24 protein-coding genes are annotated in these 25098 nt (G+C 65.1%); 10 read left to right on the top strand and 14 right to left on the bottom strand.

Annotated elements, in window-relative coordinates; genetic code table 11:
- The first annotated feature begins 32 nt into the window (after positions 1 to 32).
- From C8J25_RS05475 to C8J25_RS05485, 3 genes are all read left to right on the top strand, one after another.
- The gene (locus C8J25_RS05475) at positions 33 to 1316 is read left to right on the top strand and encodes an efflux RND transporter periplasmic adaptor subunit (RefSeq protein ID WP_244186802.1); all 1284 of its coding nucleotides are present in this window, start codon (positions 33 to 35) and stop codon (positions 1314 to 1316) included.
- An 8-nt stretch (positions 1317 to 1324) separates the two neighbouring features.
- Entirely contained in the window at positions 1325 to 2005 is a 681-nt protein-coding gene (locus tag C8J25_RS05480; protein WP_107952973.1) for an ABC transporter ATP-binding protein, read from the top strand.
- Positions 2006 to 2131: 126 nt separating this feature from the next.
- Entirely contained in the window at positions 2132 to 4549 is a 2418-nt protein-coding gene (locus tag C8J25_RS05485; RefSeq protein ID WP_107952975.1) for an ABC transporter permease, read from the top strand.
- A 120-nt stretch (positions 4550 to 4669) separates the two neighbouring features.
- On the opposite strand, the gene C8J25_RS05490 is transcribed toward C8J25_RS05485, so the two are convergent.
- Positions 4670 to 6496, bottom strand: a complete 1827-nt coding sequence (locus C8J25_RS05490; RefSeq protein ID WP_107952977.1) for a DUF885 domain-containing protein — start codon at positions 6494 to 6496, stop codon at positions 4670 to 4672.
- Positions 6497 to 6652: 156 nt separating this feature from the next.
- Here C8J25_RS05490 and C8J25_RS20655 point away from each other — a divergent pair, with 156 nt between their 5' ends.
- The gene (locus C8J25_RS20655) at positions 6653 to 6826 is read left to right on the top strand and encodes a hypothetical protein (protein ID WP_167397666.1); all 174 of its coding nucleotides are present in this window, start codon (positions 6653 to 6655) and stop codon (positions 6824 to 6826) included.
- On the opposite strand, the gene C8J25_RS05495 is transcribed toward C8J25_RS20655, so the two are convergent.
- Entirely contained in the window at positions 6816 to 7205 is a 390-nt protein-coding gene (locus C8J25_RS05495) for a barstar family protein (RefSeq protein WP_107952980.1), read from the bottom strand. The two genes, C8J25_RS20655 and C8J25_RS05495, sit on opposite strands and share 11 nt — an antisense overlap.
- 66 nt (positions 7206 to 7271) lie before the next feature.
- Positions 7272 to 8129 (bottom strand): oxygenase MpaB family protein, encoded by an 858-nt coding sequence (locus C8J25_RS05500; RefSeq protein WP_107953379.1) that lies wholly within the window; start codon positions 8127 to 8129, stop codon positions 7272 to 7274.
- 121 nt (positions 8130 to 8250) lie between these two features.
- Between C8J25_RS05500 and C8J25_RS05505 the strand changes: the two genes are divergently transcribed.
- The 3 genes from C8J25_RS05505 to C8J25_RS05515 all read left to right on the top strand — a co-directional run bounded on the left by C8J25_RS05505 (position 8251) and on the right by C8J25_RS05515 (position 11508).
- Positions 8251 to 8463, top strand: a complete 213-nt coding sequence (locus C8J25_RS05505) for a hypothetical protein (protein ID WP_107952982.1) — start codon at positions 8251 to 8253, stop codon at positions 8461 to 8463.
- A 131-nt stretch (positions 8464 to 8594) separates the two neighbouring features.
- Positions 8595 to 10484 carry a gamma-glutamyltransferase family protein gene (locus C8J25_RS05510; RefSeq protein WP_107952985.1) on the top strand — a complete coding sequence of 630 codons (1890 nt, stop codon included), beginning with the start codon at positions 8595 to 8597 and terminating at the stop codon, positions 10482 to 10484.
- A gap of 10 nt (positions 10485 to 10494) precedes the next feature.
- Positions 10495 to 11508, top strand: a complete 1014-nt coding sequence (locus tag C8J25_RS05515) for an acetamidase/formamidase family protein (protein ID WP_107953382.1) — start codon at positions 10495 to 10497, stop codon at positions 11506 to 11508.
- 28 nt (positions 11509 to 11536) lie between these two features.
- On the opposite strand, the gene C8J25_RS05520 is transcribed toward C8J25_RS05515, so the two are convergent.
- From C8J25_RS05520 to C8J25_RS05550, 7 genes are all read right to left on the bottom strand, one after another.
- Positions 11537 to 12892: a serine hydrolase domain-containing protein gene (locus C8J25_RS05520; RefSeq protein WP_107952987.1), complete on the bottom strand. Its 1356-nt coding sequence runs from the start codon at positions 12890 to 12892 to the stop codon at positions 11537 to 11539.
- Between the two features lie 139 nt (positions 12893 to 13031).
- Entirely contained in the window at positions 13032 to 13865 is an 834-nt protein-coding gene (locus C8J25_RS05525; protein ID WP_107952989.1) for an SDR family NAD(P)-dependent oxidoreductase, read from the bottom strand.
- A complete protein-coding gene (locus C8J25_RS05530; RefSeq protein WP_107952991.1) occupies positions 13862 to 14848 on the bottom strand; it encodes an aldo/keto reductase in 987 nt (328 codons plus the stop codon). The genes C8J25_RS05525 and C8J25_RS05530 overlap by 4 nt, the downstream gene beginning before the upstream one ends.
- 45 nt (positions 14849 to 14893) lie before the next feature.
- The gene (locus tag C8J25_RS05535; protein ID WP_107952993.1) at positions 14894 to 15208 is read right to left on the bottom strand and encodes a DUF1488 family protein; all 315 of its coding nucleotides are present in this window, start codon (positions 15206 to 15208) and stop codon (positions 14894 to 14896) included.
- 3 nt (positions 15209 to 15211) lie between these two features.
- Complete coding sequence (locus C8J25_RS05540; protein WP_107953384.1) at positions 15212 to 15496, bottom strand: hypothetical protein; 285 nt, start codon at positions 15494 to 15496, stop codon at positions 15212 to 15214.
- 213 nt (positions 15497 to 15709) lie between these two features.
- Complete coding sequence (locus C8J25_RS05545; RefSeq protein ID WP_107952995.1) at positions 15710 to 16042, bottom strand: hypothetical protein; 333 nt, start codon at positions 16040 to 16042, stop codon at positions 15710 to 15712.
- A gap of 238 nt (positions 16043 to 16280) precedes the next feature.
- Positions 16281 to 17177 carry an AraC family transcriptional regulator gene (locus C8J25_RS05550; protein WP_107952997.1) on the bottom strand — a complete coding sequence of 299 codons (897 nt, stop codon included), beginning with the start codon at positions 17175 to 17177 and terminating at the stop codon, positions 16281 to 16283.
- A 152-nt stretch (positions 17178 to 17329) separates the two neighbouring features.
- Here C8J25_RS05550 and C8J25_RS05555 point away from each other — a divergent pair, with 152 nt between their 5' ends.
- Positions 17330 to 18055 (top strand): SDR family oxidoreductase, encoded by a 726-nt coding sequence (locus tag C8J25_RS05555; RefSeq protein WP_107952999.1) that lies wholly within the window; start codon positions 17330 to 17332, stop codon positions 18053 to 18055.
- Positions 18056 to 18220: 165 nt separating this feature from the next.
- Here C8J25_RS05555 and C8J25_RS05560 read toward each other — a convergent pair whose 3' ends face one another.
- From C8J25_RS05560 to C8J25_RS05570, 3 genes are all read right to left on the bottom strand, one after another.
- Positions 18221 to 19114, bottom strand: coding sequence for an alpha/beta hydrolase (locus tag C8J25_RS05560; protein WP_107953001.1), 894 nt, complete (start codon positions 19112 to 19114; stop codon positions 18221 to 18223).
- On the bottom strand, positions 19114 to 19308 hold the full coding sequence (locus tag C8J25_RS05565) for a hypothetical protein (protein ID WP_107953003.1): 195 nt from the start codon (positions 19306 to 19308) through the stop codon (positions 19114 to 19116). Before C8J25_RS05565 ends, C8J25_RS05560 begins: the two co-directional genes overlap by 1 nt.
- Positions 19309 to 19399: 91 nt before the next feature.
- The gene (locus tag C8J25_RS05570) at positions 19400 to 20269 is read right to left on the bottom strand and encodes an alpha/beta hydrolase (RefSeq protein WP_107953005.1); all 870 of its coding nucleotides are present in this window, start codon (positions 20267 to 20269) and stop codon (positions 19400 to 19402) included.
- A 401-nt stretch (positions 20270 to 20670) separates the two neighbouring features.
- On the opposite strand from C8J25_RS05570, the gene C8J25_RS05575 reads away from it, so the two are divergent.
- Together C8J25_RS05575 and C8J25_RS05580 are read left to right on the top strand one after the other, a co-directional pair.
- Positions 20671 to 22482, top strand: coding sequence for a DUF885 domain-containing protein (locus tag C8J25_RS05575; protein ID WP_107953007.1), 1812 nt, complete (start codon positions 20671 to 20673; stop codon positions 22480 to 22482).
- A gap of 262 nt (positions 22483 to 22744) precedes the next feature.
- Entirely contained in the window at positions 22745 to 24052 is a 1308-nt protein-coding gene (locus C8J25_RS05580; RefSeq protein ID WP_244186804.1) for a glycosyltransferase, read from the top strand.
- On the opposite strand, the gene C8J25_RS05585 is transcribed toward C8J25_RS05580, so the two are convergent.
- Positions 24000 to 24863, bottom strand: coding sequence for a phosphatase PAP2 family protein (locus tag C8J25_RS05585; protein WP_167397667.1), 864 nt, complete (start codon positions 24861 to 24863; stop codon positions 24000 to 24002). The genes C8J25_RS05580 and C8J25_RS05585 overlap by 53 nt on opposite strands.
- Positions 24864 to 25098 lie beyond the last annotated feature (235 nt).

The following is a 25098-nucleotide window of genomic DNA, read 5'->3' on the forward strand; positions in this document are numbered from 1 at the left end:
GATCTGGTCGATCCGTCCCGTACACTGTCCGCATGATAGAGACGACCCTGCCTGGAACGGGCGCCGCGATGGACCGGCGCATCGAGCGGCCGCACGCCAAGCGGCGCAAGCGTATCGTGCGCGGTGCGCTTTCGATCGCGGTGGTGGCTGCGGCGGTGCTGCTGTGGGTGCTGATGCCCGGGGCCAATGCGCTGACCGTCGACGCCGCCGCGATCCGTACCGGCGATGTCGTGCGCGCGCCGTTCCGCGATTTCGTGCCGCTCCGCGCCGAGGTTGCACCGTTGCGCACCGTGTTCGTGACCGCGATCTCGGGCGGACAAGTCGCCGACCTCGCCACCAGCGATGGCGCGATGGTCGCCGCCGGCACGCCGCTCGCACGTTTGTCCAATCCGTCGCTCGAACTCGACGTGGCCAGCCGCTCGGCGGAGATCGTCGGGCAGTTGAGCGCGATCAGCGGCCAGCGGCTGTCGGTCCAGAACACGCGGCAGGATGGCGCGCGCGATCTGGCCGAGGCACGCAATGCGCTGTCCAAGGCGCGGACGTTGCTCGCACAGAAGCAGGTTCTGTTCGACCGGGGGATCATCACGCGCGCCGCAATCGATCCGGTGCGCGAGGATGTCGGGTATCAGCAGGCGCGGGTTGCTGCGCTCGATCGCGGGACCGCGGAAGCGGGCGCGACGCTGGCGGATCAGTCCTCGGGCATCGCGGCCACCGCGCGGCAGTTGCGCGAGAGCCTGGCGATGGTCCGCGCGAGCCTCTCCGCGCTGGTGCTGCGCGCGCCCGTCGCGGGACGGCTTACCGCCTTCACACTGCAGCCCGGGCAGACGCTCAAGAGCGGCGACCCGGTCGGGCAGATCGATTCCGAGGGACAATGGAAACTTACTGCCGATGTCGATCAATTCTATCTCGGGCGCGTCCGGGCCGGGCTCGGCGCGGCGGCCGACATCGACGGTCGGAGCTGTGCGATGTCGGTCATCAAAATCCTGCCACAGGTCACCGAAGGCCGGTTTCGCGTCGAGCTTGGTTTTCGTGGCGCTGCACCCACAGGACTGAACCGTGGCCAGACACTCGACGTGCGGCTCGTGCTCGGCGCGGACCGGCCTGCGGTGGTCGCACCGTCAGGGGGCTGGCTCGATGCGGGCGGCACCACCGCGTTCGTTCTCGACGGCGACAAGAAGGCCGTCAGGCGGGCGATCGTCACCGGCCGACGCAATCCGGACCAGGTCGAGATCGTCTCCGGCCTCGCGCCCGGCGACCGGATCGTGACCACCGCGCTCGGCACCTACACCCCCTTCCAGACCCTCATCATCCGATAGGATTCGATATGATCCAGTTACAGGACCTCAGCCGCACCTATGCCTCGGACGAAATCGAGACGACGGCGCTCAACGGCATCGACCTGGCGGTCGAGGCGGGTGAATTCGTCGCGATCATGGGGCCGTCGGGGTGCGGCAAATCGACGCTGCTCAACATCATCGGCACGATCGACCGTCCCACGGACGGACGGTATCTGTTCGAAGGTGCCGATATCGCGCGCGCGCCCGAAGCCGAACTCGCCAAACTGCGCCGTGATCGGCTGGGCTTCGTGTTCCAGAGTTTCAACCTGATCGACGAACTGACGATCGCCGAGAACGTCGCGCTGGGTCTCGCCTATCGGACGATGCCCGCGCGCGAGAAGAAGGACCGCGTCGCGGCGGCGATGGACAGGGTCGGCATCGCGCATCGCCAGCGCCATCATCCGCATCAATTGTCGGGCGGCCAGCAACAGCGCGCGGCGATCGCCCGCGCGATCGTCGGCGAGCCGCGGCTGATCCTCGCGGACGAGCCGACCGGCAATCTGGATACCGAGAACGGCGCGCAGGTGATGGACATCCTCGGCCAGCTGAACGCCGAGGGCGCGACGATCGTGATGGTCACGCACAGCCCGTCGCACGCCGATATCGCCAAGCGGACGGTGCACATGCTCGATGGCCGCATCCTGTCGTCGGCACGGCGCGCCGCCTGATGCGCCGCTCGCTCCAGATGCTCGTGCTGATGCTGCTCGTGGTGGTCCTGGTCCGCCATCTCGCAGCGACCAAGTCCGGCCCCAAGCCCGGCCCCGATTCCGCAAGCGACGCCTGAAGGAACCGCCATGTCCGCTCTCACCAGCCTCTATCGTTCGCTCGCGCATCACCGCTTGTTCGCGCTCCTCAACATCGGCGGACTCGCACTAGGGATCGCGACGTTCCTCGTTCTGTTCCTCTTCGTCCGGTTCGAGACCGGGTACGACCGGGTGCTCCCGCAGCAAGACCGGTTGTGGGTGATGGAGGAGCGCTATGTGATGCCGGGCTATCCGGCGGACACCAATCCGAACACGATGGGCAGCGAACTCAAGATCCTGCAGGCGGATTACCCGCAGCTGGTCGGCACGCGCTACATGAACATGGCGGCGACGGTGCAGCAGGGCGGGCAGGCGACGGCCGAGGATTTGGGCACGGTCGACCCGAACTTTTTCGATCTCATGCGCTTTCCCGCGGTCGAGGGCGATCCGGCAGCAACGCTCGCCGATCCGAACGGCCTGGTCGTCACGCAGAAGACCGCGCGGAAATATTTCGGGAGCCAGTCGGCGATCGGCCGGACGCTGCAACTGTCGATCGATGGGACGACCTACCCCTACAAAGTCGGGGCGGTGCTGCGCGACATGCCCGACGACGTCACCTTCAAGAGCGAGATGTTCGCGCAACTGTCGCGGACTCGCTTCGGCAACGAATGGTGGGAGCATTGGGGCAGCGCGTCGCTGACCACGTTCCTGCGGTTTCCCGATGCGGTGGCAGCGCGGGCTTTCGAGGCGCAATTGCCAGCCTTTCTCGATCGCCACGCTTATGCCGGGGGCAATCTGAAGAAAGGTGAGTATTTCCAGTCGCTGCGGCCGCTTACCGCGATGCATCTGTATAGTCCGGGTGATCGCGCGATCGTCACGACCTTGGGGGCGGTCGGGCTGCTGACGCTGCTGATCGCGATCGTGAACTACGTCAATCTCGCCACCGCGCGTGCCGGGTTGCGCGCGCGCGAAGTGGCGATGCGCAAGGTGCTGGGCGGCACGCGGCGGTCGCTGGTGCGGCAGTTCCTGGGCGAGGCGCTGGCGACCGTCGCGGTGGCGGCGCTGATCGGGCTCGCGCTGGCCGAGATCGCGCTGCCTTTCATCAATGCGCTCGGCGGAACGACGCTGGCGATCCGCTACGTCGGATGGGACGGCGTCGTCCTGCCGCTAGTCCTGCTGGTCCTGGGCATCGCTTTGGTCGCGGGGCTGTATCCCGCGTTCGTGCTGTCGGGGTTTGGCCCTGCCGCGGTGCTGGCCTCGACGCGCGCGCCCGGCGGTGGGCGTAGCGGCACGAGGCTGCGAAGCGCGCTCGTCGTCGTGCAGTTCGCGATCGCGATTGCGTTCGCCATCGCGACCGGAGTCATGCTCAAACAGACCGAGCATATCCGTGACGCCGATCTCGGGTTTCGCCGCGACGGGTTGATGATCGTGCGGTCACTGATGACCGGTGGGATCGATTCACCACAGCGCGCGGCGATCCTGCGCAGCCTCGCGGCGGCACCGGGCGTCACCGGCGTGACGGTCGCCAACAACGCGCCGGGCGACCAGAGCACGACCAATTTCTCAGGGTACAGCCGCGCAGGAGCGTCGGGCGCCAAGATATCGTTGATGGATGTCGGCACCGGTCGCGACTATTTCCGCGTGTACGGCGCGCGTCTCGTCGCGGGGCGCCTGTTCGACGCCGCGCATGCCGACGACCGCGGCCTGTTGACGCTTGCCGAACGCAAGCGGGCAGGGCCGAACGTGGTGATCAACCGGACGGCGGTGACCGCGTTGGGCTTCGCATCGCCGACGGCGGCGCTGGGGCAGGCGATCAACGACGGCGAGCGGGACTCGACCATTATCGGCATAGTCGACGATCTGCGCTTCAGAAGTCCTCGCGATGCCGTCACGCCGGTCGCCTACACCTACAACACCGTCGATATCCTCTCGCCGTTCGCGGCGGTGCGCTATGCCGGACGCGATGCGAAGACGATGATGGCGGCACTCGAGGCGGCGTGGAAGCGCGTCGTTCCCGGCGTTCCGTTCGAGGCGCGCTCGGTCGAGGACAATCTGTACCAGCGCTATTACAAGGCGGATGCGCAACGCTCGCGGCTGTTCACGATCGGTGCGGTGCTGGCGATCCTGATCGGCTGCATCGGGCTCTACGGGCTGGCGGCGTTCGACACCGCGCGGCGGGTGAAGGAGATCGGCATCCGCAAGACGCTCGGCGCCTCGACCGCCGAGGTGTTGCGGCTGTTGATCGGGCAGTTCCTGCGCCCCGTGATCCTCGCCAACCTCGTCGCGTGGCCGCTCGCCTATGTCGCGATGCAGCGCTGGCTAGGCGGGTTCGACGACCGGATCGCGCTGTCGCCGTTGTTCTTCGTCGGCGCCTCGCTCGCCGCGGCGCTGATCGCGAGCGCGACCGTCTTCGGGCAGGCATGGCGCGTCGCCCGCGCCGAGCCCGCGCGCGCGCTACGCCACGAATAGGGGCCGGTCGATGTCCTCAGCCTTCCCGACGTTGTACCGTTCGCTCGCCCGCCATCGGCCATACGCCGTCCTCAACATAGGCGGGCGGGCGCTCGGCATCGCGTGTTGCCCCACCAGCCGTCAGACGGCGCGCGCACGCTCCTCTACGATCCGCTCCAGCATCGACAATGGCATCGCACCGGCTTCCAGCACGTCGTGGAAATGCTTCAGGTCGAAGCGATCGCCGGCGATCGCCTTGGCCTTCTCGCGCGCGCGCAGCCACGCCGCATGACCGATCTTGTAGCTGCATGCCTGACCCGGCGAGACGCAATAGCGCTCGACCTCGCGCTGCGAGCGCCCGGGGGCGAAGCCGACCGTATCGACCAGGTATTTCGTCGCCTGGTCATGCGTCCACCGCTTGGTATGAATGCCGGTATCCACGACCAGCCGTGCCGCGCGGAACAGGAACGATTGCAGATAGCCGGCGCGTTCCACCGGCGAGGCATAGCCGCCGAGTTCGTCGGCGAGTTGTTCCGCATAGAGCGCCCAGCCTTCCAGATAGGCGTTGAAGAAGGCGATCTTGCGCAACGGATGCGTGGGCGCACGCTGCGCGGTCGATATCTGGAGATGATGCCCCGGCACGCCTTCGTGATAGGTCAGGCTCGGCAGCGTGTATTTCGGCCAGTCGTGCACGCTCTTGAGGTTGATCCAGTAGATCGCGGCGCGCGAACCATCGAGCGGCGCGCGGAAGTAATAACCGTTGGGGGCACCGTCCTGGATCTCGGGCGCGACGCGGCGGATCTCGAGCGCCGCGTTGGGCGGGTTCGTGAATGCCTTGGGCAGCCGTGCCTGCATCGCCTGGACGCCTGCGTTGAGGCTGGCGAGCAGCTCGGCACGGCCGGCGTCTGTGTTCGCGAACAATTGCGCGGGCAGGCGGTTGAGCTGGTCGAGGCGGGCACCGACACTGCCCTGCGTGAGGCCCTGTCCACGCAGGATCGGATCGAGCTGCGCGGTGAGTTCTGCGACCTGTTGCAGGCCCATCTGATGGACTTCGTCGGGCGACAAGCTGGTGGTGGTCGCCTGCGCCAGCGCAGCGGCGTAGATCGTATCGCCGTTGGGGATCGCCCAGATGCCGGCGGCACTGCGCGCCGACGGCCGCAGCGAGCGCAGCAAAGCGATCTGGCGATCGAGTGCCGGATAGACCTGGGTCGCGACGATCTTGGCAGCGCGTGCCTGCCAATCCCCGGCGATCTTCGCGGGGCCGGTGCGGCTGGTCAGCGCCTGGACGAGCTGGTTGTCGGCCGGGCTGGGTGACCGCAGGTTTGCCATTTGGCCTAGCGCGAGATCGAGGGAGAAGTCGGGCGCCAGCCGGCCCTTGGCGGCCTCGCGACGCTGAACCTCGGTTTCGTTATCCAGCTGCCGGCCCATCATCGCCAATCGATCCAGATAGGCTTCGGCATCATCCGCGGTCTTCACCGGGTGGGTCGAGGCCAGGAAGTCCGGCATGGAGAAATAGACGCCGTCCTGCTGCGTGATCGGATAGGGCCCCTGCGGCGAGGAGAGGCCGAACTTCTCCGGGCCGACCATGTTCGACTGGATGCTGTAGAGGACGACTTCGCGATCGATGCGCGCCTGCGGCGACAGCGAGGCGGGATCGACGGCAGTGACGAGCGCCTGTGCCTTGCGGTTGCGTGCCAGATCCTTCGCGATGGCGGCGTAGCTGTTGTCACCCAGCATGTGGCGCAGATCGGCATCCTTGCCGGTATCGAGCCCCAGCGAGGTGGCGAATTCAGGCGATTGGCGGACGGTTTCGCGCAGGACCTGATCGAAGGCCGCATTCAGGCGGACGTCGCCCGGCGATGGTGCAACTGCTCTTCCCGCTGAGTTTTGCGCAAACGCGGATCGAGCGGGCAGCGTGCTCAACGCAGCGGTAGCGGCACTGGACATGATGAAGGCGCGACGATCCATGCCGATTTCCTGACTGTGAAGCTTATCGCGCCACGCTAGGCGACAGTAGGCCAACCGTGCAACCCTACTGCACCGGGTCGGCCAGCCAGTGCAGTTTCACGGAACGTGCTACTGGGCCAATATCGATCGTGGTTCGTCGCGTGGTCAGCAACTGCCTTGCTGCTGGCTATCGAGCTGCTCCGTCAACTGCAACGCAGGCTAAGAGCGAGGACAGATGCGAAAGACGTTATCATCATCGGCGCATGGCACGACGGGATGGTGATCGCCGGCGCCGCGCATCAGGGCAGCCTGCTCGCCAACCGAAGTCGATCGCTCCGCATCAAGCCATAACAAGCTCGATGTTCCGATGATCGCTGATGATCTCCACGACGATCTCGAAATAGGTTTGCCCGGTGCCACGGTCGAGCGCGTCCTGCTGGCTACCAATCGCCTCCACGTCGAAGCCGGCCGGTCGCTGCAATTTCTTGGTGAGGAACGCACGGGTCGTCTCGACACCGAGTGCCGCTCTGCTGGCCGCAACGTCCTGCCAGACGATACGAACCCGTTCCCGCCCCTCGATCGCGCCGTAGCCGCCATAGAGCAGGTCGTTCAGCGCATCGAGGCTTTCGCCCAATTGCCAACCTTCCTTGGCCATAAACACCCGATTTATCTCGGCGTAGAAGGTCGGGATATCGCTGATATTCCGGCCGATGATGGTCAACGTCTTCATCAAATCACTCCCGGACCATGCCGTCGATGGGTAGCAACGAGCTTCGCCAGTTCTGCGCCTCCCGCTTCAGTTGCCGTCGAACGCCCAGCGCAACGTTTTCGCCATCTGTCGCGTACCGGACCGAACGACCGGTCTCATGAATACCGGCGACGCATGGAGGCCATGCATCCGACGTGCCCAGCTCGGGAGAAGATCCACCGCCGCCGGGGCGATGGTTCGTTGAAGCGGTATTGCCAGCGGGTTGCTCGGTGTCTGATCCAGCACCAACCGCGCGACCTCGCGCGTGCGACCGTCTGCGATCAACGCCGGCTGCATATTGCGAAGCGCCTGATTCGTGGCCGCACGGTTCCGCGGGAGAGCGTCGGCACCCAGTGCCGATCCTATGCTCGCGAACTCGGCGTAGTAGAGATCCTCCTGCGCGAGCGTCAGTCGACGATCTCCGTAGTGTTGCCACGCCGCCAGGAAGGACCACGCTTCGGATACATGGACCCACGCCAGTAATTTGGGGTCGTCGGCACGGTAGGGCGTACCGTCGGGAAGCGCGCCACCGATGTGCGAATGGACCGCGCGGACTCGCGCTATTGCCGCCTCTGCCTCCGCGCGCTCGCCATAGGTGGTCGCCGCGATAAATCGGGCAGTGCGCCGCAGCCTGCCGAGCATATCGGTTCGGAAGTTCGAATGGTCCCAAACCCCGGCTAGAACGGCTGGATGCAGCATCTGCAGCAGCAACGCGGACACGCCGCCAACCATCATGCTGACAACGTCGCCATGCACACGCCAGATCATGGAATCGGGCGGAAACAGTGCAGTATCGCTCCGCTTCACCGGCTCCTCGCCGCGGGCCTGGTCATTGAACAGAGTCCGCACCTGTCGCACGATGCCGGTCTTGGTCTGGTCGCGGATCGATAGCAGGCTGTCGTTCATGCCATCACGAACGCCCGAGCCCGTATTTAGCAACGGCGGATAGGTCGGCAACATGCTGGGACCTGTCATAGATGCCGTCCTATATTGACGGCCCCTGCCATCTGAGACCATCGCGTTGCCCATGACAAAGAGCAAGGGACGCACCGGCGCGCATGCACGCGCCAATATTCAGCCTGCACCGACGGCCACCGAGCTTGATGCAGCCAAGCGAGAGGTCGCGCAGATCGAGGGGCGGCTGGTCGGCCTCGCTGCCGGGCATCCCTCGGTCAAGATCTGGAAGGCGCGTCTTCGTGTAGCTCAAGCCGTGATCGCCCGCGCCCCGCGCGACGGTTAGGCGCTGCGACTGCGGGGGCTGACGGAGTCAGCTTCGGTGGACGGACGCTGTAGCGGCGCGGGCGCTATCAACCCCTTGAACTCGCTCACGGAGCCAGCGAAGATCGGTCATCAGCACCGGGAGCGTCCTCTATGCGTCGTCGAACTTTCATTGCCGCCTTGCCTGGGGCCGCTTTGCTGCCGGGCATCGGTATGGCACAAGGCGGGCAGGCCGGACCCGGCGTTCCCGGCAAGCAGGGCGCACCGGGACCAGGACAGGGTGGTGCGCCTCAGCCAACGACGGTAACTCTTCCGCCGCGCTGGATAGCCGGCGAGGATCGCTTCCTGCGTCCCGACGTAGCCGCGGGCGATCGCCCGGTCGGCGCGAGTTTCGCCTCGCGCACCGCTGCCTACGGGCTAAACGGCGCTGCGGGGACAGCACACCCGCTGGCGACGCAGGCCGGGATCGATATTTTGCGCCGAGGCGGATCGGCGGTCGACGCCGCGATCGCGATCAATGCCTGCCTCGGTTTCCTGGAGCCGACATCGAGCGGCATCGGTGGCGACGCCTATGCGATGATCTGGGATCCGAAGCAGCGCAAGGTCGTCGGGCTCGCCGGATCGGGCGCGTCGCCACGCGGCTTGAGCCTGGAAACGGTGCGGTCGCGGGCACGCGGCGGGGCGCTGCCGCCGCTTGGTGCGGTGTCCGTGTCGGTGCCGGGCGCCGTGGATGCCTGGTGGACGATGCACCAACGCTATGGCCGGCTGCCCTGGGCGCAGCTGTTCGAGCCGGCGATCGCGCATGCCGAGGCGGGCTCGCCGGTGCCGGACATCATCGCCTATTACATCCGGCGCAGCATGGCGGCATTCCGCCGGCCGGGTAACGGCATCGAGGAAACCGCAAACGCGCTGAAGACCTATGGCCTGGCCGACGGCAAGGGCCCGGCGATCGGGCAGGTGTTTCGCAATCCCGATCTCGCCCGTACCTATCGTGCGATCGCGGCGGGCGGACGCGATGCGTTCTATTCCGGCGAGATCGCGCGCGTCATCGATCGCTACTTCAAGCGGATTGGCGGCTGGCTGCGCCTTGAGGATCTGGCCGCGCACCGCTCGGAATGGATCGCGCCGCATCGGACGGGCTATCGCGGCGTGGACGTGCATGCGCTCGGTGCCAACACGCAGGGTATCGCGACGCTGCAGATGCTGAACATCCTCGAGACCTTCGATCTCGGCGACGCAGGCTTCCAGTCACCGCTGTCGATCCATCTGCAGGCGGAAGCCAAGCGGCTCGCCTATGAAGACCGCGCGCGCTTCTACGCCGACCCGCATTTCAGCAAGGTTCCAGTCGAGTGGCTGGTCTCCAAGGAGTACGCCCGCGAACGCGCGAAACTGATCCGCCGTGACCGGATCCTCGATCCCGTCCATCCCGGCCAGGCGCCCAGCCACGGCGACACCACCTATTTCAGCTGTGCCGACAAGGACGGCATGATGGTGTCGATGATCCAGTCGAACTTCCGCGGCATGGGATCGGGGCTGGTCGCCGATGGTCTTGGCTTCATGTTCCAGGATCGCGGGCAGCTGTTCAGCCTGAGGGACGGCCATCCCAATATCTACGCGCCCGGCAAGCGGCCATTCCAGACAATCATCCCCGGCTTCGCGACGCGCGGGAACGATCCCTGGATGAGCTTCGGCGTGATGGGCGGCGACATGCAACCGCAGGGGCAGACGCAGATCATCGTCAACCGCGTCGACTATGGCCTCGAGATCCAGTCGGCAGGCGATGCGCCGCGCTGGCATCACGAGGGCTCGTCGCAATCGATGGGGGAAGACAGCGCCGGGCTGGGGCCGCGCGGGTTGCTGCGGTTGGAATCGGGCGTGCCTGCCGCCACGAAGCAGCGCCTGGCCGACATCGGCTGGACGATCGGTGAGCCCGACGGGGGCTTTGGCCGCTACGAATGCGTCGAGCACCGCATGGACGGTGCAACGCGCGTCTATGCCGCGGCGAGCGAGATGCGCGCCGACGGCTGCGCTCTGGCCTATTGAGGGGATGACGATGCGCTACCTGATGCTTGCCGCTCTGGCTTCCGTGGCGATGCCTGCGGGCGCCGCGACTTACGAACTGAGGGCGACGCCGCAGACGGTCGCCTGGGGGCATTACGACGCGACCGACAAGCCGGTACTGACGATCCGGTCGGGCGACACGGTGGTGATCCACACATTGCTGACCAACAGTCCGGCGGGTCTGGAAAAGGCCGGCGTCGCGCCCGCGCAGATCGAACCGGCGCTGCGTGCGGTCTATGACGGCGTCCCGGCCAGCGCACGCGGCCCCGGCGGTCATATCCTGACCGGACCGATCGCGATTACCGGCGCGGAACCCGGCGACATGCTGGAAGTGCGCATCCGGAAAGTCGATCTGGCGATCCCCTATGCCTATAACGCGTTCCGGTACGGGGCGGGGTTTCTCACCGACGATTTTCCCTATGCGCGGATGAAGATCGTCCCGCTGGATGCCAAGCGCATGGTCGGCCTGTTCGCGCCCGGCGTCGAAGTGCCGCTGGCACCGTTCTTCGGCAGCATGGGGGTCGCGCCGCCGCCGTCGTTCGGCCGCTACGACAGCGCGCCGCCGACGATCAACGGCGGCAACATGGACGACAAGGCGCTCGTCGCCGGGACGACCTTGTTCCTGCCCGTCTACGCGCCCGGCGCGCTGTTCCAGGTCGGCGACGGCCATGCCGCGCAGGGCAATGGCGAGGTCGATATCACCGCGCTGGAAACCTCGTTGACCGGCACGTTCGAGTTCGTGCTGCACAAGAAGGCGGCGATCGCCTATCCGCGCGCCGAGACGCCCAAGGCCTATATCGCGATGGGCTTCGACGACGATCTCAGCCATGCGACCCGTAAGGCGCTGCGCAACATGATCGATTTCCTCGTCGCGGAAAAAGGCATGACGCGCGACGATGCGTACATGCTGATCAGCGTCGCGGGCGATGTCGAAATCACCGAGCTCGTCGACCGCAACAAGGGCGTCCACGTCGTCTTGCCCAAGGCGGTGTTCACGAAACGCTAGATGTCGCGGCGGACTCTGCCGGGGAAGCTCACGGTAACGCCGCGGCGACGGCGGCGGCGAAGCGCGCGACGTCGAACCGCGCAGCACCGGGGTCCTCGCCCCGCCTGACCACCACCAGATGCCGGGACGGGATCACCATGACATACTGTCCCCGGTTGCCTTGCGCGGCGTAGCTGCCCTCGGGCAAACCCTGCTTGGGGCCGAACAGCCACATCGTCGCGCCATAGCCCGGTCCGCTCGACGGCTGCGGTCCGCTCGGCGTCGTCATAGTGCGCATCCAGCCTGCCGGTAGCAGGCGCTTGCCCTGCCAGACGCCGTCCTGCGACCAGAACAATCCCAACCTCGCCAGGTCGCGGGCGGTCGACCAGACTTGACTGGAGAGGATGTAGTTGCCGTGCCAGTCGGTCTCGGCAACGGTGTGCGCCATGCCGAGCGGCCCGAACAGGCTGCCCGGCAACGCCCGGTACCGCGCCTCTCCGATCGCGTTTCGGGTGGCATAGACCGCGAGCAGGATGTCATTATTGGCGTAGCGGAAGCGCGTGCCGGGCAGCGCTTCTAACGGCCATGACATCGCCTGTTCGTCCACCGTGGTACCGCCGAAATAGATGGCATCGGTGCGATTGCCGGCGGTGTCGCTGTGCAGGCCGGATCCCATGCGCAGGAGATTGTCGAGCGTGATGGCATGACGCGGATCGCCGGCCTTCCATTGCGGCACGGCGGCGGGGGCCTTCAACGCGCCTGCATTGGTGAGGCCGATGAGCGTGCCGGCGATCGACTTGCCGACCGACCAGGTTCGATTGGACACGAACGGCCCGAAACCGGGGCCATATTGCTCGGCAAGAACTTCGCCGTCCTTCACGACGACTACGCCGACCGTCTTGGTGCCGACGCCATAGCTGGTCCCGAATGCCTGGCCGACGGTGCCGGTCAGCGTGGCCGACGGGCGCGGTGCGATGCCGGCGTCACCTTGCGGCCAGCGGCGCGGATCGGCTGCCGCAATCGAAGGTGCCCCCGTCGACTTGCGGCCAGCTAATGCCGTGCCGCCGATCGGCAGGGTCACGCAACCGTGCCCGCTAGTCCACTCCGCGCGTCTCGGAGGAAGCTTTGGATCGAACCCTACGGAGACGGATTGGCGGGTCCGGTCGACGTTCGCCGTGAGCGTCAGCACGATCTTCTCATAGTCCGGGTAGATGCCGGCCAACTCATCGGCATCGATCTGCTCCGGCGTGCGCCCTGCATTGAAGATGCCGGAGCAATAGAGCGCGGCCTTGTAACCGGCCGCGACGGCGCGCTGGTATGTTCCTGCCGAGGGTTGTGCGACGATCTGCGCACTGGCGGGAACTGACGCGAGGAGGGCGAGGCCGGCTGCTTTAAGTATCTGCATGACCGCATTCTTCCATCACGCAATCAGATCGGCAATCCGTTTCTCTGCCATGCGTGTGAGGGAAGCGGCACGGTCTGGCGCATCCAGCGGGGACCGGCACGGCAGCGATGATTTGCCATGCAGGTCCCTCAGCAAGCGCCTAGTCCCGCATGAACTCCGCAAAGGCGTCGCGCCAATCCGCATGCCAGCGGGACAGGGCAGGGCGATTTTCGATCATGTCTCCCGCCGCCCACGCTATCCGCTTCGCATCCTGTTCGGGCGTCGTCTCGTTGTCCGGGCACAGGATGTAGAAGTCTCCCGCCGCCACCCGGTCCATCATCAGCGCCACGACCTGTTCAGGTGTCCACGCGCCCGGCGGTTTCTTGGTCAGTCGACCACCCGTCATCCCCGTCCAGGTGAAGCCGGGCACGAGCAGGTGGGCGCTGACCCGGCTTCCGGTCCGTTCGCGCAAGCTGTGGGCGAGGCCTTCGGTCAGCGCTTTCACCCCGGCCTTGCTGACGTTGTAGGCAGTGTTGCCGGGCGGCTGCGTAATGCCCTGTTTGGAGCCGGTGTTGATGACGAGGGCAGGGGTTTCGCCTTCGACCATGCCCGGGACGAAGGCCTGGACGCCGTGGATCACGCCCATCAGGTTGACGCCGACCACCTCGTCCCACTTTGCTGGGTCGGCAAACACGTCACCGCCCCCGCCGATGCCGGCGTTGTTCATCAGCACCGATACAGGACCGTGACGATCGACCACCTCCTTTGCCAGCGCGGCCATCGCGGCACGATCCGCGACGTCGGCGGACAGCGCTATTGCGCCGTCCATCGACGCCGCGGCCTGCTCTAGCGCCTCACCGGGACGGTCGACCAGAACCACCCGCATGCCCGCGTCCGAAAAGGCGCGAGCAGCGGCCCGTCCAATGCCGCCGGCCGCACCCGTGACGACCGCAAGCTTGCCCGGTGCGATCGCCGCGAAAGACGGAACGCTCACGCGTCAATGCTCGCCATCGAGGCGGCTGGGTAGCGGGTCCCTTGCGCCGCGCCGCGCGGAAAAATGTCATCGATACGGGCAAGATCGGCATCGCTCAGCTCCACGTCGAGCGCGCCTACATTGTCGTCGAGATACTTGCGCCGCTTGGTACCTGGGATCGGCACGATATCCTCACCCTGGCGCAATACCCATGCAAGCGCGAGCTGGGCCGGCGTGCAGCCCTTGTCCGCCGCCATAGTGCCGATCGCGGCGACGAGGTCGAGGTTCTTCTGGAACGCCGCGCCCTGAAAGCGCGGGTGGTTGCGGCGCGTGTCGCCGGCGTCGAGATCGTCGGGCGTCTTGAACTGGCCTGTAAGAAAGCCGCGGCCGAGCGGGCTGTACGGCACGAAGCCGATCCCCAGTTCGCGCACCGTCGGCAGAATCTGGTCCTCGACGTCACGGCTCCACAGCGAATATTCGGTCTGCAACGCGGTAATCGGGTGCACGGCATGCGCTCGGCGGATGGTCGCGGGGGCAGCCTCGGACAGGCCGAGATACTTGACCTTACCCGCGCGGACGAGGTCGGCCATCGCGCCGACGGTCTCTTCAATCGGCACGTCTGGGTCGACGCGATGCTGGTAGTAGAGATCGATGACATCGAGTCCGGTCCGCTTCAGGCTCGCGTCGCAGGCCGACCGCACATAGTCGGGGCGGCCGTTGATCCCCTTGAAGCTGCCATCCGACCCGCGGACGTTGCCGAACTTGGTCGCGACCACGATCCACTCGCGGCGCTCGCGTACGACGCGACCGACCAGCTCTTCGTTAGCGCCAACGCCGTACATGTCGGCGGTGTCCAGGAACGTCACGCCAAGATCCAGAGCGCGGTTGATCGTCGCAACCGACTCCGTCTCGTCGCGGCTCCCGTAGAAGTCGGACATGCCCATGCAGCCGAGACCCAGCGCGGAGACTTCGAGGCCTTGCTGGCCCAGTTTGCGGGTTTCCATCAGATCAGTCCTTGTTGGCGGGCAATATGATTGGCGGTTGAAGGGTTACGGCCTGCGGGATTGTGAAGGTTCATCCCAAACGTCGGCGGCCGTGAGCAGGACTGGGGGCTCCCCGCCCAGCCGGCTGACAAACTCGCGTCGCGCGATACGGTGTATGTCGGACTCGAATTCTCCATACGTCTCGATCGCGGTATCGCTGTCGATGCCGTCGAGGTCCGGGTCGATGAATTCCGCCAACGCCTCGCTCGTGATCAGGAACTCGACCATGCCAAGGTCCGTATGGCCGAGAAACAGGACGTCGTGCCGTTCGGCGAGCCATTCATACTCGCCAGGCTCGAAGCGAACGCTCGCAGATGCCATGACTCAGCCCTCGTCGTTTGCGCTAGGCAGACGCTCGGCCAGCGCGGCGATACCGTCGCCAGCGAGGGTTGCATGGGCCGCACCGTCGATTTGCAAAGGGTGCTCCGGCGTAAGCACAGCAGCGTCGCGATGCTCGGGATCAAGCGTCATCCACGTACGGACAGCGCCCTCTAGGCTCGTTACCTCGGCGAGGTTCTCGTTCCCACGCGGCACATTCTCCAACGCAGCACTCATCCGCCAGTCGATATCCGGCGTCTTCGCATCGTCGCCCCAGGTCGTTTCCGTCATGCTAAAATCCCAAATTGACCGGAGTGCCGGCTTCCTGAGGGCTAAAGCGCTCACCTTCGAAGGCTGGTTCCAGGTAATTCGCATATCGGCCGGACGGATCACGTCGGCGGCAGGTCCAAGCCGCGACGTAGTTCAGCAATAGCTATTAGAAATCGACGGCTGTGGGTGTTGCCGGCTGGCCGACGCAATCAAGCGATGGGAACAAGTGGGCGGCTATTGCCGTGCCTCGTCGGACGCGACCGTACCCATCGTCATCGCCAGCAACGACATACCGCGGTGTTCGTGATCCAGCTTCAGCAGCCTGACCCAGTGCGCGATATGCTTCCCGGCTGCCTCACCGGCCTTTCGCAGATGCTGCGGGGTCGAGAGATCCGTGTCGTTCTCGATCACCGCGGCGATCGACAGCGCAAAGAAGTCGATGATGTCATCTGCAATCAATGCTCGATTCGGGGAGTTCGCGGCGAGATACTGCATTACGATGGGCGCGATAACCTGGAACAGGTCGATCTTGGCTTGGTCGTCCACCTTCATCGTGTTTGCGGTCATGCTCGTCTCCTCCGTTCCTGACCTGTATCGTTCGAGACTGGGGGGCGAAAGGCGCAGGCAATCGGTCCCGCCAAGATCGAAGGCGCGACGATCCACCCATAAGAGAATAGCTTTGCCGCAAAGTCTTAGCGATTGGCCGGACGCCTCGAACCTGGAACGGTTCGGCGATCACCGTTTCCGCAACCGCGATCGGCGTCGTTGTCGAGCAGGTAGAAATCGCCGAACCAATGGTGTGAGGCTAAACGGGCGTCAGTAGATTGCCGCTCAGTTGGAGTTGCTCGATGTCACGACGCGGAGGGGCACCGAACAGGCGCGCATATTCGCGGTTGAACTGTGATGGGCTTTCATAGCCCACGGCGAAACCTGCGCCGCTTGCCGTCGTGTTCCCTGACAGCATCAGGCGTCGTGCCTCCTGTAGCCGCAATTGTTTTTGATACGCCAACGGCGTCATTTTCGTCACCGACTTGAAGTGTTCGTGGAGCGACGACGGGCTCATACCCGCGGCGGTGGCGATGTCGCCGATGCGGAGCGGCCGATCGAACCCGGTGCGGATCGTCGCGATAGCGCGGCTGACCTGATTGAGGTGGCTGTCGGCGACTGCCATGTAGCGAAGCGCAGCCCCGTGGGGACCCACGAGCAAACGGTACAGGATCTCCCGTTCGATCAGCGGCGCTAGCGCAGCGATGCTGTCCGGCCGATCCAGCAACCGCATCAGTCGGCACGCCGCGTCGACCAGATCGTCGTCGCTGCGATAGACCGCGAGCGCCGGCAGATCGGCTTTCGGGGCCCGGCCGCCTTCCGCCAGGATGAGATCCGCCAGCACGGACTGGTCGATGTCGATCTTGCAGCAGAGGTACGGCGCGTCACGATCCGCCTGGACGACGTGTCCGACGAGCGGCAGGTCGACCGAGACCAGCAGGTAATGCGCGGCATCGTAGAGCAGGCTCTCTCCGCCGAGCGAGACTCGCTTGGCACCTTGGGCAATTATGCAAAGCGACGCGTCATACACGGCGGGCAGGGGCACGGTCGGCTCATCGGCCCGGAACAGCGATAGTCGATGGATTGGCGTGCTGACCATGCCGGTTCTCGGGACATGGCGCGCAACCAGCGTGGCGAGGTCTGCGATCGTACTCATCGAGGGACTGTGTCCGCTGCCAGCCATTCTCACAAGCGGCGGTGAGGCCGTTTTGGAGGATCGTGCAAGCATTGCGGGGGATCGGTCTCACGCTGGTCGGCAATCCGGTTCCATCTGTGCCCAGCCTTCGAGGCGACACGAAAGGAACCATCATGAACGACGTCATCGACAAGACAGTGCTGATCAGCGGAGCCTCCAGCGGTATCGGCGAGGCCACCGTGCGCGAACTGGCGGGCAGGGGCGCGCGCCTCTTCATCGGAGCGCGCAGGACCGATCGGCTCGAAGCGCTGGCGGCCGAACTCGGCGCGAACGTCGCGTGGCAGGTGCTGGACGTGACCGACGCGGCAAGCTTCGCCGCGTTCGCCGATGCGGCTGAAGCGCGGTTCGGGCGCGTGGACGTGCTGATCAACAATGCCGGCGTGATGCCGCTGTCGCCGCTCGCTGCGCTGAAGCAGGACGAGTGGACGCGGATGATCGACGTCAACGTTCACGGCGTGCTGAACGGGATCGCTGCCGTGCTGCCGCGATTCATCTCGCAGAAGGCGGGCCACGTCGTCAACGTCGCATCGATCGCCGCGCATTTCGTGATGCCGAGCGCAGCGGTCTACTGCGCCACCAAATATGCGGTCTGGGCGATCACCGAAGGGTTGCGGCAGGAGCATGACGATATCCGCACGACGATCATTTCGCCCGGTGTCGTGGCAACTGAACTGGGCAACGACATCACCGATCCGGATATTGCGACTGCGCTGACCACATGGCGGCAGAAGTCGCTGACTCCCGACGCGATCGCACGCGCGATCCGCTACGCACTGGAGCAGCCCGAGGGAGTAGACATCAACGAGGTCATCGTCCGCCCGACCGCAGCCGGCATGTAGGCGACGGTGCGAAACTCAGTCCGGGCGGACTTTCTGTCCCCCGGACTGGTCAGGTGGACGACGGTCTCGTCAATGGGTCAGCCAGAACCATTGGTGACAGTCCGGGTTGGAGAATGCGGATCGTCGCCCGACATGATCGGCCCCAAAAATCAAATTATTCGTGCCTTATTTCGCAGGTCGGGGCGAAAGCCAGCCGCCATCCGCTAGCCAATCTTGCAGGCGATCCGGCCAGTGCAGGATCGAGATCCGGTTCGACTCGTCAAGATTGAACGCGTGGCCACTGTCGGCATACATGTGAAGTTCCGCCGATACGCCACTCTTGCGCAACTGTTCGTAGAGCGTAACCGTCGGTGCTGCGCAGCAGGGATCGCGGCTGCCGGCGATGAGGAACGCTGGGGGCGCGTTGGCGATGGCGTTCGCTGGGATGCCTCGCGGTCCGGGGAAGACCAACACCTGGAAATCGGGGCGAGCGGACTGACGGTCGATCGGATCGGCGGGTCGACGTCGGGCAGGCTCGGGATTGTCCGCGATCAGCGACACGAGTTCGCCGCCTGCCGAAAAGCCCATCGCACCGACGCGGGACGGATCGATGCCATAGTCTGCGGCATGCGCTCGGACCCAGCGCATCGCGCGCCGCGCGTCGTCCGCAGCATCGCCTTCGACCGAATATTTCGAGCCGGGCTCGTTCGCGAGGCGATATTTGAGCACGAACGCGGTCACCCCCATGCGGTTCAGCGCGGTCGCGACCTTCGTGCCCTCGTTCGTCCATACGAGTAATTTGTGCCCACCGCCGGGCATGATCACGATCGCGGCTCCGTTGCGGTTCGTTACGTCGGCTGGAAAGGCGAGCAGCGACGGATCATGGATGTTGCGGACCCAATAGTCACGGCCGATCTCCGCCTCGCCGCGGCGTGCCGCCGAACCCGGCGCGCCGTTGGGCCAGAGGTTGATCGCGGTGTAGCGGGGCGGCTGCTCCGGCGCCGGATCCTGTCCAGCCAATGACGTGGTTGCGAAGGTAGCGGAGGTCAGCAGCGCAATGGCGGCGAAAAGGGGGCGCATCACTTCGCTTCCGCGGTCACGGCCATCACCGCGAAGCGGATCTGGCTCGACTGGTTCTGGTCGATGATGACGCTCAACCCCTGCGCCTCGAGCGTTTCGGCGGGGCTAACCGTCAGCGATTGCGCACAGATGGCGCTGGAAACTGCACAGAGGCTCACCGAAGCGAGGACGGTCGCGATGCTTTTGCGTGGCACACATCTCTCCTGTCGAACATCGTGGTCGAAGGCTCGCTTGCTCGCGTCGCTCCCCGGCGGGGTATCGTAAAACGCAGGACGGCCGTGCGCGTTACGCGGTCTTCAGCCAGCCGTGCATCGCCATCCAGCGGGTAAATTCATCGAACCAGCCCGTGCTCGTGGTGGTCTTCGGGTACATGCCGAAGCCGTGACCGCCCTGTTCGAACAGGTGGAACTCGACCGGACGCTTGGCCGCACGCCAGCTGTCGATCAGCCCATAGCCGCCATTGCCGAAGAAGGGATCGTCCGCCGCGAGCGCAACGAACATCGGCGGCGCGTCGGCCGGCACCGTCATCGCGGCAAGCGGACCGTAGATGTTGCCGATGAAGGCCGGCTTCGCATCCTGCCCGGCGACGGTCGTCGCCATCGTCAGCATCGCACCTGCGGAAAAGCCGACCATGCCGATGCGGCTGGGATCGACATGCCATTCGCCCGCACGGTTGCGGACCGTGGCGAACGCCGCCCTCGCATCCGCGATCTGCGGCGCAAGGCCCGCCATCATCGCAGCGGCGTTCGGACGTGGCGGGCGCATACCCTGCGGCACCGGTCGCGCGAATGTTCCAAGGTCCTGCGGCGTCGGGTTCAGGCGATACTTCAGGACGAATGCAGCGACGCCTCTGGCGGCAAGTGCACGCGCCACGTCCCAGCCTTCGTTCTCCATCGACAGCGTCTGGAATCCGCCGCCCGGTGCGACGATCACTGCTGTCCCGGTGGCCTTGGCGGGATCCGGCAGGAAGGGGGTTAGGGTCGCAACGGTGACGTTGCGGGCGAACACGCTGCCATACTGGCTGTGCCACGCCTCAGGTGCGGTCGCCCCCGGGAGTTTACCGGTATCAAGCGCGATGGCGTCGGGCTGCGCCGGAATGGCGATAGGCGCCATCTTGTCGGTCTGTGCCAGCGCCGGTGTGGTCGAGGCAATCATCAGGCTGGACAGGCACAAAAGGGGGTGTCCCACCCATCAACGGACGGCGTTCATGCGGAACCCGAATCCCATAGTCGCTCTCCCAATTTTATCGTTCTTTTCACGACGATATCGATAGCGCTACCATAGTACAATAGGTCCTGGGCCGCTTTTCCGGCTTACCTGTCTGCCTTCAATACTGGCGAAAAATAGGAGTGCAGGGGATGACATGATAACCGCAATAGGAGTCGACTAGATGGCAGGACGTAGGAGGCATCAAAGATCTGATGGACATCTCCCCCGAGGTCATTGCGCTTTGCAAACGATCTTTGGTTCGGCTCCCGATATTCGGCAGTGTTGATCATTGCGGTGACGCAGAGTGGCGGCTAGCGCTGGTCCGTAACCGATAGAAAGGCTCTGTGATGCTCACCAAGCGCGCGTTTGTACGAATGCTGATGGCGGGCGCCGCTCTGCCGCTAATCGACCCCCAGATCGCCACTGCGGCAGCGGGGACCGCCGATGACGACGCCCGGCTCCTGCGCTTTCTCGATGCCGCGTTCGATGCGAGTGTCGCGCTCAGTCCCGAGACACAGACCAGCCTCGGCCTGAAGACCAACTACGACAGGCTCGACGATTATACCGACGCTGCCGCACGGCGCGCACAAGCTTTGCAGGATGCGCAACTCGCCGACCTGCGACGCGGCTTCGCGGTCGATCGGCTCGGGCCCGATGCTCGGCTGAGCTATCGATTGTTCGAAGCGCAGGTCGCCACGGATCGCCGCCAGTTCGCGTTCCGCGACTATGCCTTCCCGGTATCGACGAACGGCAGCCCGGCGGGCAACATCCCGGTTTTCCTCATCAACCAGCATCGCATTGCCACGGTAGCCGACGCTCACGCCTATGTGGCGCGATTGCGTGATTCCCTGCGCGTCATGCGCGAGGTCGCCGCAACCATGCGCAAACAGGCGGCCAAGGGTATCGTGCCGCCAAAAATGGTTTTCGCGCCCGCCCGTGGCGATGCCCGCCAAGTTATCACCGGAGCGCCGTTCGATAGTGGCGCAGACAGCAGCCTGCTCGCCGATTTCAAGGCGAAGGTCGGCAAGCTTGGCGTGTCCGAGAGCATCAAGGCGGCGCTGATCGCGGATGCGGTCGCGGCATTGAAAGGGCCGTTCCGCCAAGGCTTCGACATACTCTTTGCCGCGCTGGACGAGATCGAGCCACTCGCCAAGGGCAATGACGGCGCGTGGAGCCTGCCGGGCGGCGACGCCTATTATCAAGCGCGGCTCGCCTATTACACCACCACCGACATGACAGCGGAGCAGATCCACCAGCTTGGGCTGGATCAGGTACGATCGATCCACGCCGAGATGACGGCGGTGATGAAACGGGCGGGCTTCACCGGATCGTTGCAGGATCTCTTCGCGGCGCTGCGGTCCGATCCGAAGTTCAAATACCCCAACACCGATGCGGGCCGTCAACTCTACCTCACCGACGCACGCGCGGCCATCGCGCAGACCATGGCCGCCGCACCTCGCTTCTTTCGCCGACTGCCAAAGGCGCCGCTGGAGGTACGCGCGGTCGAGACGTGGCGACAGGAAACTGCCGCGGTGGCGTTCTACGACCAGCCCGCCCCGGATGGCTCGCGGCCCGGAATCTTCTACGTCAATCTGGCGGACATGACGCAGGTGCAGAAGACTCAGGTCGAGGGGATCGCCCATCACGAAGGCGCGCCGGGGCACCACTTCCAGATTGCTCGCGCACAGGAGCTGACTGGCGTGCCGAAGTTCCGTCGCTTCGGCTATTACGGTGCGTATACCGAAGGCTGGGGCCTGTACTCGGAACGGCTCGCCAAGGAGATGGGCGCCTATCGCGACCCTTATTCGGAACTGGGGATGCTGGCGTTGCAAGTGTGGCGCGCGTGTCGCCTAGTGCTCGACACGGGCATGCATGCCAAGCGTTGGAGCCGCGATCAGGCGGTCGCCTATTTCACCCAGAATGCGCCACTCTCGGCACGCGACGTGGTCAAGGAGGTCGATCGCTACATCAACAACCCTGGCCAGGCGACGAGCTACATGGTGGGCCAGCAACGTATATCGGCGCTCCGGCATAAAGCGGAGACCGCATTGGGCGCGCGCTTCGACATTCGCGATTTTCACGAGGTGGTGCTGGCGCATGGCGCGCTGCCGCTCAAGGTGCTGGCGGAACAGGTCGATGCTTGGATCGGGGCGGCCTGAGACCTACGCCAAGGCTACCACGCGGCGAGGGGGGATCGACAAACCTCGCCGCTTGGTTAGCAGTACAAAGGTCAGAAATTGGTGAGGCCAGACCAGCACGCGAGTTCTGAAACAAGAGACTGAACGCCCGTATTTGAACACGCATTGACTACGATCAACGGAGCAAGCGTAGTGGGTTACCCCGCAAAATCGAGCTATCGCTGCTCGCCTGCATGCTGATAGTAAGCGGTCAAACAAGACGGCGACGGAAAGCTCCAAGGCATTGACGGTCAATCGGCGACATATCGCCATCATCGCGCCGCCAACGGCGGGGCACATCAATCCGCTGGTGGCATTGGGAACATCGCTCGTCGAAGCAGGGCGTAGAGTCACGATAGTCCATCTGGCCGACGTCGCCTCGCTAGTGCCCAACGGCAGTGTCGGTTTTGCGGCGCTTGACCACCCGGCGGACTGCCAAGGCTTGTTGGCGGCATATTACCGGAAGCTGGCGCAGCCATCGGGCCCTGTCGGACTGACCAGGATGATCCGCGGCACGGCGTCCGTGACGGAACTGCTATTGCAGGCTCTTCCGGCGGCACTGTCGAGGCTTGGGGTCGATGCGGTACTCGCCGACTCCGTCGAGCCGGCCGGTGCGCTAGTAGCACGACATCTCCGACTGCCGTTCGTGACAGCCGTCACCGGGTTGCCCTTGCTCAGAGAGCCAATGGTTCCGCCGCCATTCCTCGGGTGGGCGTATACTCCCACTGCGGCAGGCCTTCGGCGCAACAATGGTGGGTACGCCGTCAGCGACCTGCTGATGCGGCCGATCGCTAAAATCGTGTCGTCCTATGCACGCCGGTGGAAGCTTGACCCCGACCCTAGGCATCAATGGTCGGACCGCCTGCACGTCGCACAATGCCCGGCAGGTCTGGATTTTCCCCGCGCGGCATTGCCACCGAGCTTCCGATACGGCGCGCCGTGGCGGCTGGACGAGGCTGACGTCGATCTTCCGGAAGACGACGGCCGACCGATGATATTCTGTTCGCTGGGGTCGTTGCAGGGCGCGCGCCGATCGTTGTTCGCCGCGATGACGGCTGCCTGTGCCGCGGTCGGCGCTCGTGCGGTGGTCGCGCATGGTGGCGGGCTGAGCGAGGCCGAAGTCAGTTCGCTACCCGGGAGGCCGCTGGTGCGGGCATTCTGGTCTCAGACCCGTATCCTGCCAAAATGTTCGGCCGCGATTTTGCACGGCGGGTTCAACACGGTGCTGGACGCACTGGCCGCCGGCGTTCCAATCGTTGCGGTACCGCTGGCATTCGAACAACCCGCTACGGCCGCGCGACTGAAGCGGATCGGGGCGGCGCGTATCGTATCGCCCGCCGAAGCAGACAGGGGCGGTCTCGAAGCGGCGTTGCGGCTCATGCTGTCGGATCCGTCGTACCGCCACGCGGCAAATTTGCTCGCCGCTGAAATGGCGGGGGCCGGGGGCGCTGCCGAGGCTGCCGCGCTGGTCGATTCGGCCCTCTTCGACGATGTCGACGCTATGCGGGCAGGGCTGAGTCCATTAGATGGGGAGCCCGCCTGCGCCGCGTGATGTGGCGGCTTGCAATGATGGCAGGTGGTGCGAGAAACAGTCCCATGATGACGTCGACCCCGTAGTGACCGCCGAAGACCGGCGTCGCGACGATCGTAAGTATCGCCCATACCCGGCCCGGACCCGCAAGCCGCGGCATCGCGCCGAACGCCCAGATGAAGATGGCAGCGAGCGTCGCATGGAAACTGGGAAAGCTGACGATTCCCATGAGCATCGTGAGATCGAGCACGCGTAGCGACCCATCTCGAAGCCCGGATATCAGGTCCTGTTCAAGCCAGGCTATGGATGGCCAGAGATGCACGTAGCGGGATGGGTCGAACAGATTGCCCATCGCCGGAGTGAGCCCTGAAATCAGTATCGTGACGAAACCGGATAGGATCGCGGCACAGACCATGATCCTCAGCGTGTCGAATTTCCCCATGCCGCTCAACGCGACGATGACGACGATCATCTGCAAGGTGAGGCTGTGATACGCCAGTCCAAGTAGCCAAATCATAGGAGGGGATTTGTCGAGCAACGCCAACACGACCGGCCAGTTGAAACCGATCGCGCGATCGGCGGCGGCTAGGCGGGCATCCCACAACTGCCCTGCGTTTGCTGCCAGGGCATACGCCAGAACAACGCCGAGCACCGTGAACAGCGTCATTTGGAGAAACGCTCGCGCGCCGGCAACGAGACGCGGCCGCGCGGTGTACTTGCCGATTGCCAGCGCGAGGGCGAGTGCCGTCACCGCTGCCATCGCGGGAGCCGCTCGGATCGGATCCACAGTGAAGCGGTGATGATATTGGGCGACGAGGAAACTCATCAACATGGCCCCGATCAAGACCCGGGAGGGAGTCTCTCGGTGGTCGGCGCGGAACAACGGGGCAATCATACCGGTCGAACGCAGCGTGCCGCCATGCGGTGCCCAGGCAGGTCGATTTCGACCACATTACATGGACATCACGCGATCTAAAGACGACGTGGTCCGGAGCGGAGATTGGCTTCGACGCCACCGGCTCGGGATATTTTGTCGGGGAGCGCCCTCGCATAGCCGGCGGGTAACG

The organism is Sphingomonas faeni (assembly GCF_003053745.1).
GTDB lineage: Bacteria > Pseudomonadota > Alphaproteobacteria > Sphingomonadales > Sphingomonadaceae > Sphingomonas > Sphingomonas faeni.

Excerpts from the sequence above, each read along its gene's own strand:
- C8J25_RS05475 (WP_244186802.1), top strand. The coding sequence starts at position 33 with ATGATAGAGACGACCCTGCCTGGAACGGGCGCCGCGATGGACCGGCGC.
- C8J25_RS05480 (WP_107952973.1), top strand. The coding sequence starts at position 1,325 with ATGATCCAGTTACAGGACCTCAGCCGCACCTATGCCTCGGACGAAATC.
- C8J25_RS05485 (WP_107952975.1), top strand. The coding sequence starts at position 2,132 with ATGTCCGCTCTCACCAGCCTCTATCGTTCGCTCGCGCATCACCGCTTG.
- C8J25_RS05490 (WP_107952977.1), bottom strand. The coding sequence starts at position 6,496 with ATGGATCGTCGCGCCTTCATCATGTCCAGTGCCGCTACCGCTGCGTTG.
- C8J25_RS05495 (WP_107952980.1), bottom strand. The coding sequence starts at position 7,205 with ATGAAGACGTTGACCATCATCGGCCGGAATATCAGCGATATCCCGACC.
- C8J25_RS05500 (WP_107953379.1), bottom strand. The coding sequence starts at position 8,129 with ATGAACGACAGCCTGCTATCGATCCGCGACCAGACCAAGACCGGCATC.
- C8J25_RS05505 (WP_107952982.1), top strand. The coding sequence starts at position 8,251 with ATGACAAAGAGCAAGGGACGCACCGGCGCGCATGCACGCGCCAATATT.
- C8J25_RS05510 (WP_107952985.1), top strand. The coding sequence starts at position 8,595 with ATGCGTCGTCGAACTTTCATTGCCGCCTTGCCTGGGGCCGCTTTGCTG.
- C8J25_RS05515 (WP_107953382.1), top strand. The coding sequence starts at position 10,495 with ATGCGCTACCTGATGCTTGCCGCTCTGGCTTCCGTGGCGATGCCTGCG.
- C8J25_RS05520 (WP_107952987.1), bottom strand. The coding sequence starts at position 12,892 with ATGCAGATACTTAAAGCAGCCGGCCTCGCCCTCCTCGCGTCAGTTCCC.
- C8J25_RS05530 (WP_107952991.1), bottom strand. The coding sequence starts at position 14,848 with ATGGAAACCCGCAAACTGGGCCAGCAAGGCCTCGAAGTCTCCGCGCTG.
- C8J25_RS05535 (WP_107952993.1), bottom strand. The coding sequence starts at position 15,208 with ATGGCATCTGCGAGCGTTCGCTTCGAGCCTGGCGAGTATGAATGGCTC.
- C8J25_RS05540 (WP_107953384.1), bottom strand. The coding sequence starts at position 15,496 with ATGACGGAAACGACCTGGGGCGACGATGCGAAGACGCCGGATATCGAC.
- C8J25_RS05545 (WP_107952995.1), bottom strand. The coding sequence starts at position 16,042 with ATGACCGCAAACACGATGAAGGTGGACGACCAAGCCAAGATCGACCTG.
- C8J25_RS05550 (WP_107952997.1), bottom strand. The coding sequence starts at position 17,177 with ATGAGTACGATCGCAGACCTCGCCACGCTGGTTGCGCGCCATGTCCCG.
- C8J25_RS05555 (WP_107952999.1), top strand. The coding sequence starts at position 17,330 with ATGAACGACGTCATCGACAAGACAGTGCTGATCAGCGGAGCCTCCAGC.
- C8J25_RS05560 (WP_107953001.1), bottom strand. The coding sequence starts at position 19,114 with ATGCGCCCCCTTTTCGCCGCCATTGCGCTGCTGACCTCCGCTACCTTC.
- C8J25_RS05570 (WP_107953005.1), bottom strand. The coding sequence starts at position 20,269 with ATGATTGCCTCGACCACACCGGCGCTGGCACAGACCGACAAGATGGCG.
- C8J25_RS05575 (WP_107953007.1), top strand. The coding sequence starts at position 20,671 with ATGCTCACCAAGCGCGCGTTTGTACGAATGCTGATGGCGGGCGCCGCT.
- C8J25_RS05585 (WP_167397667.1), bottom strand. The coding sequence starts at position 24,863 with ATGTTGATGAGTTTCCTCGTCGCCCAATATCATCACCGCTTCACTGTG.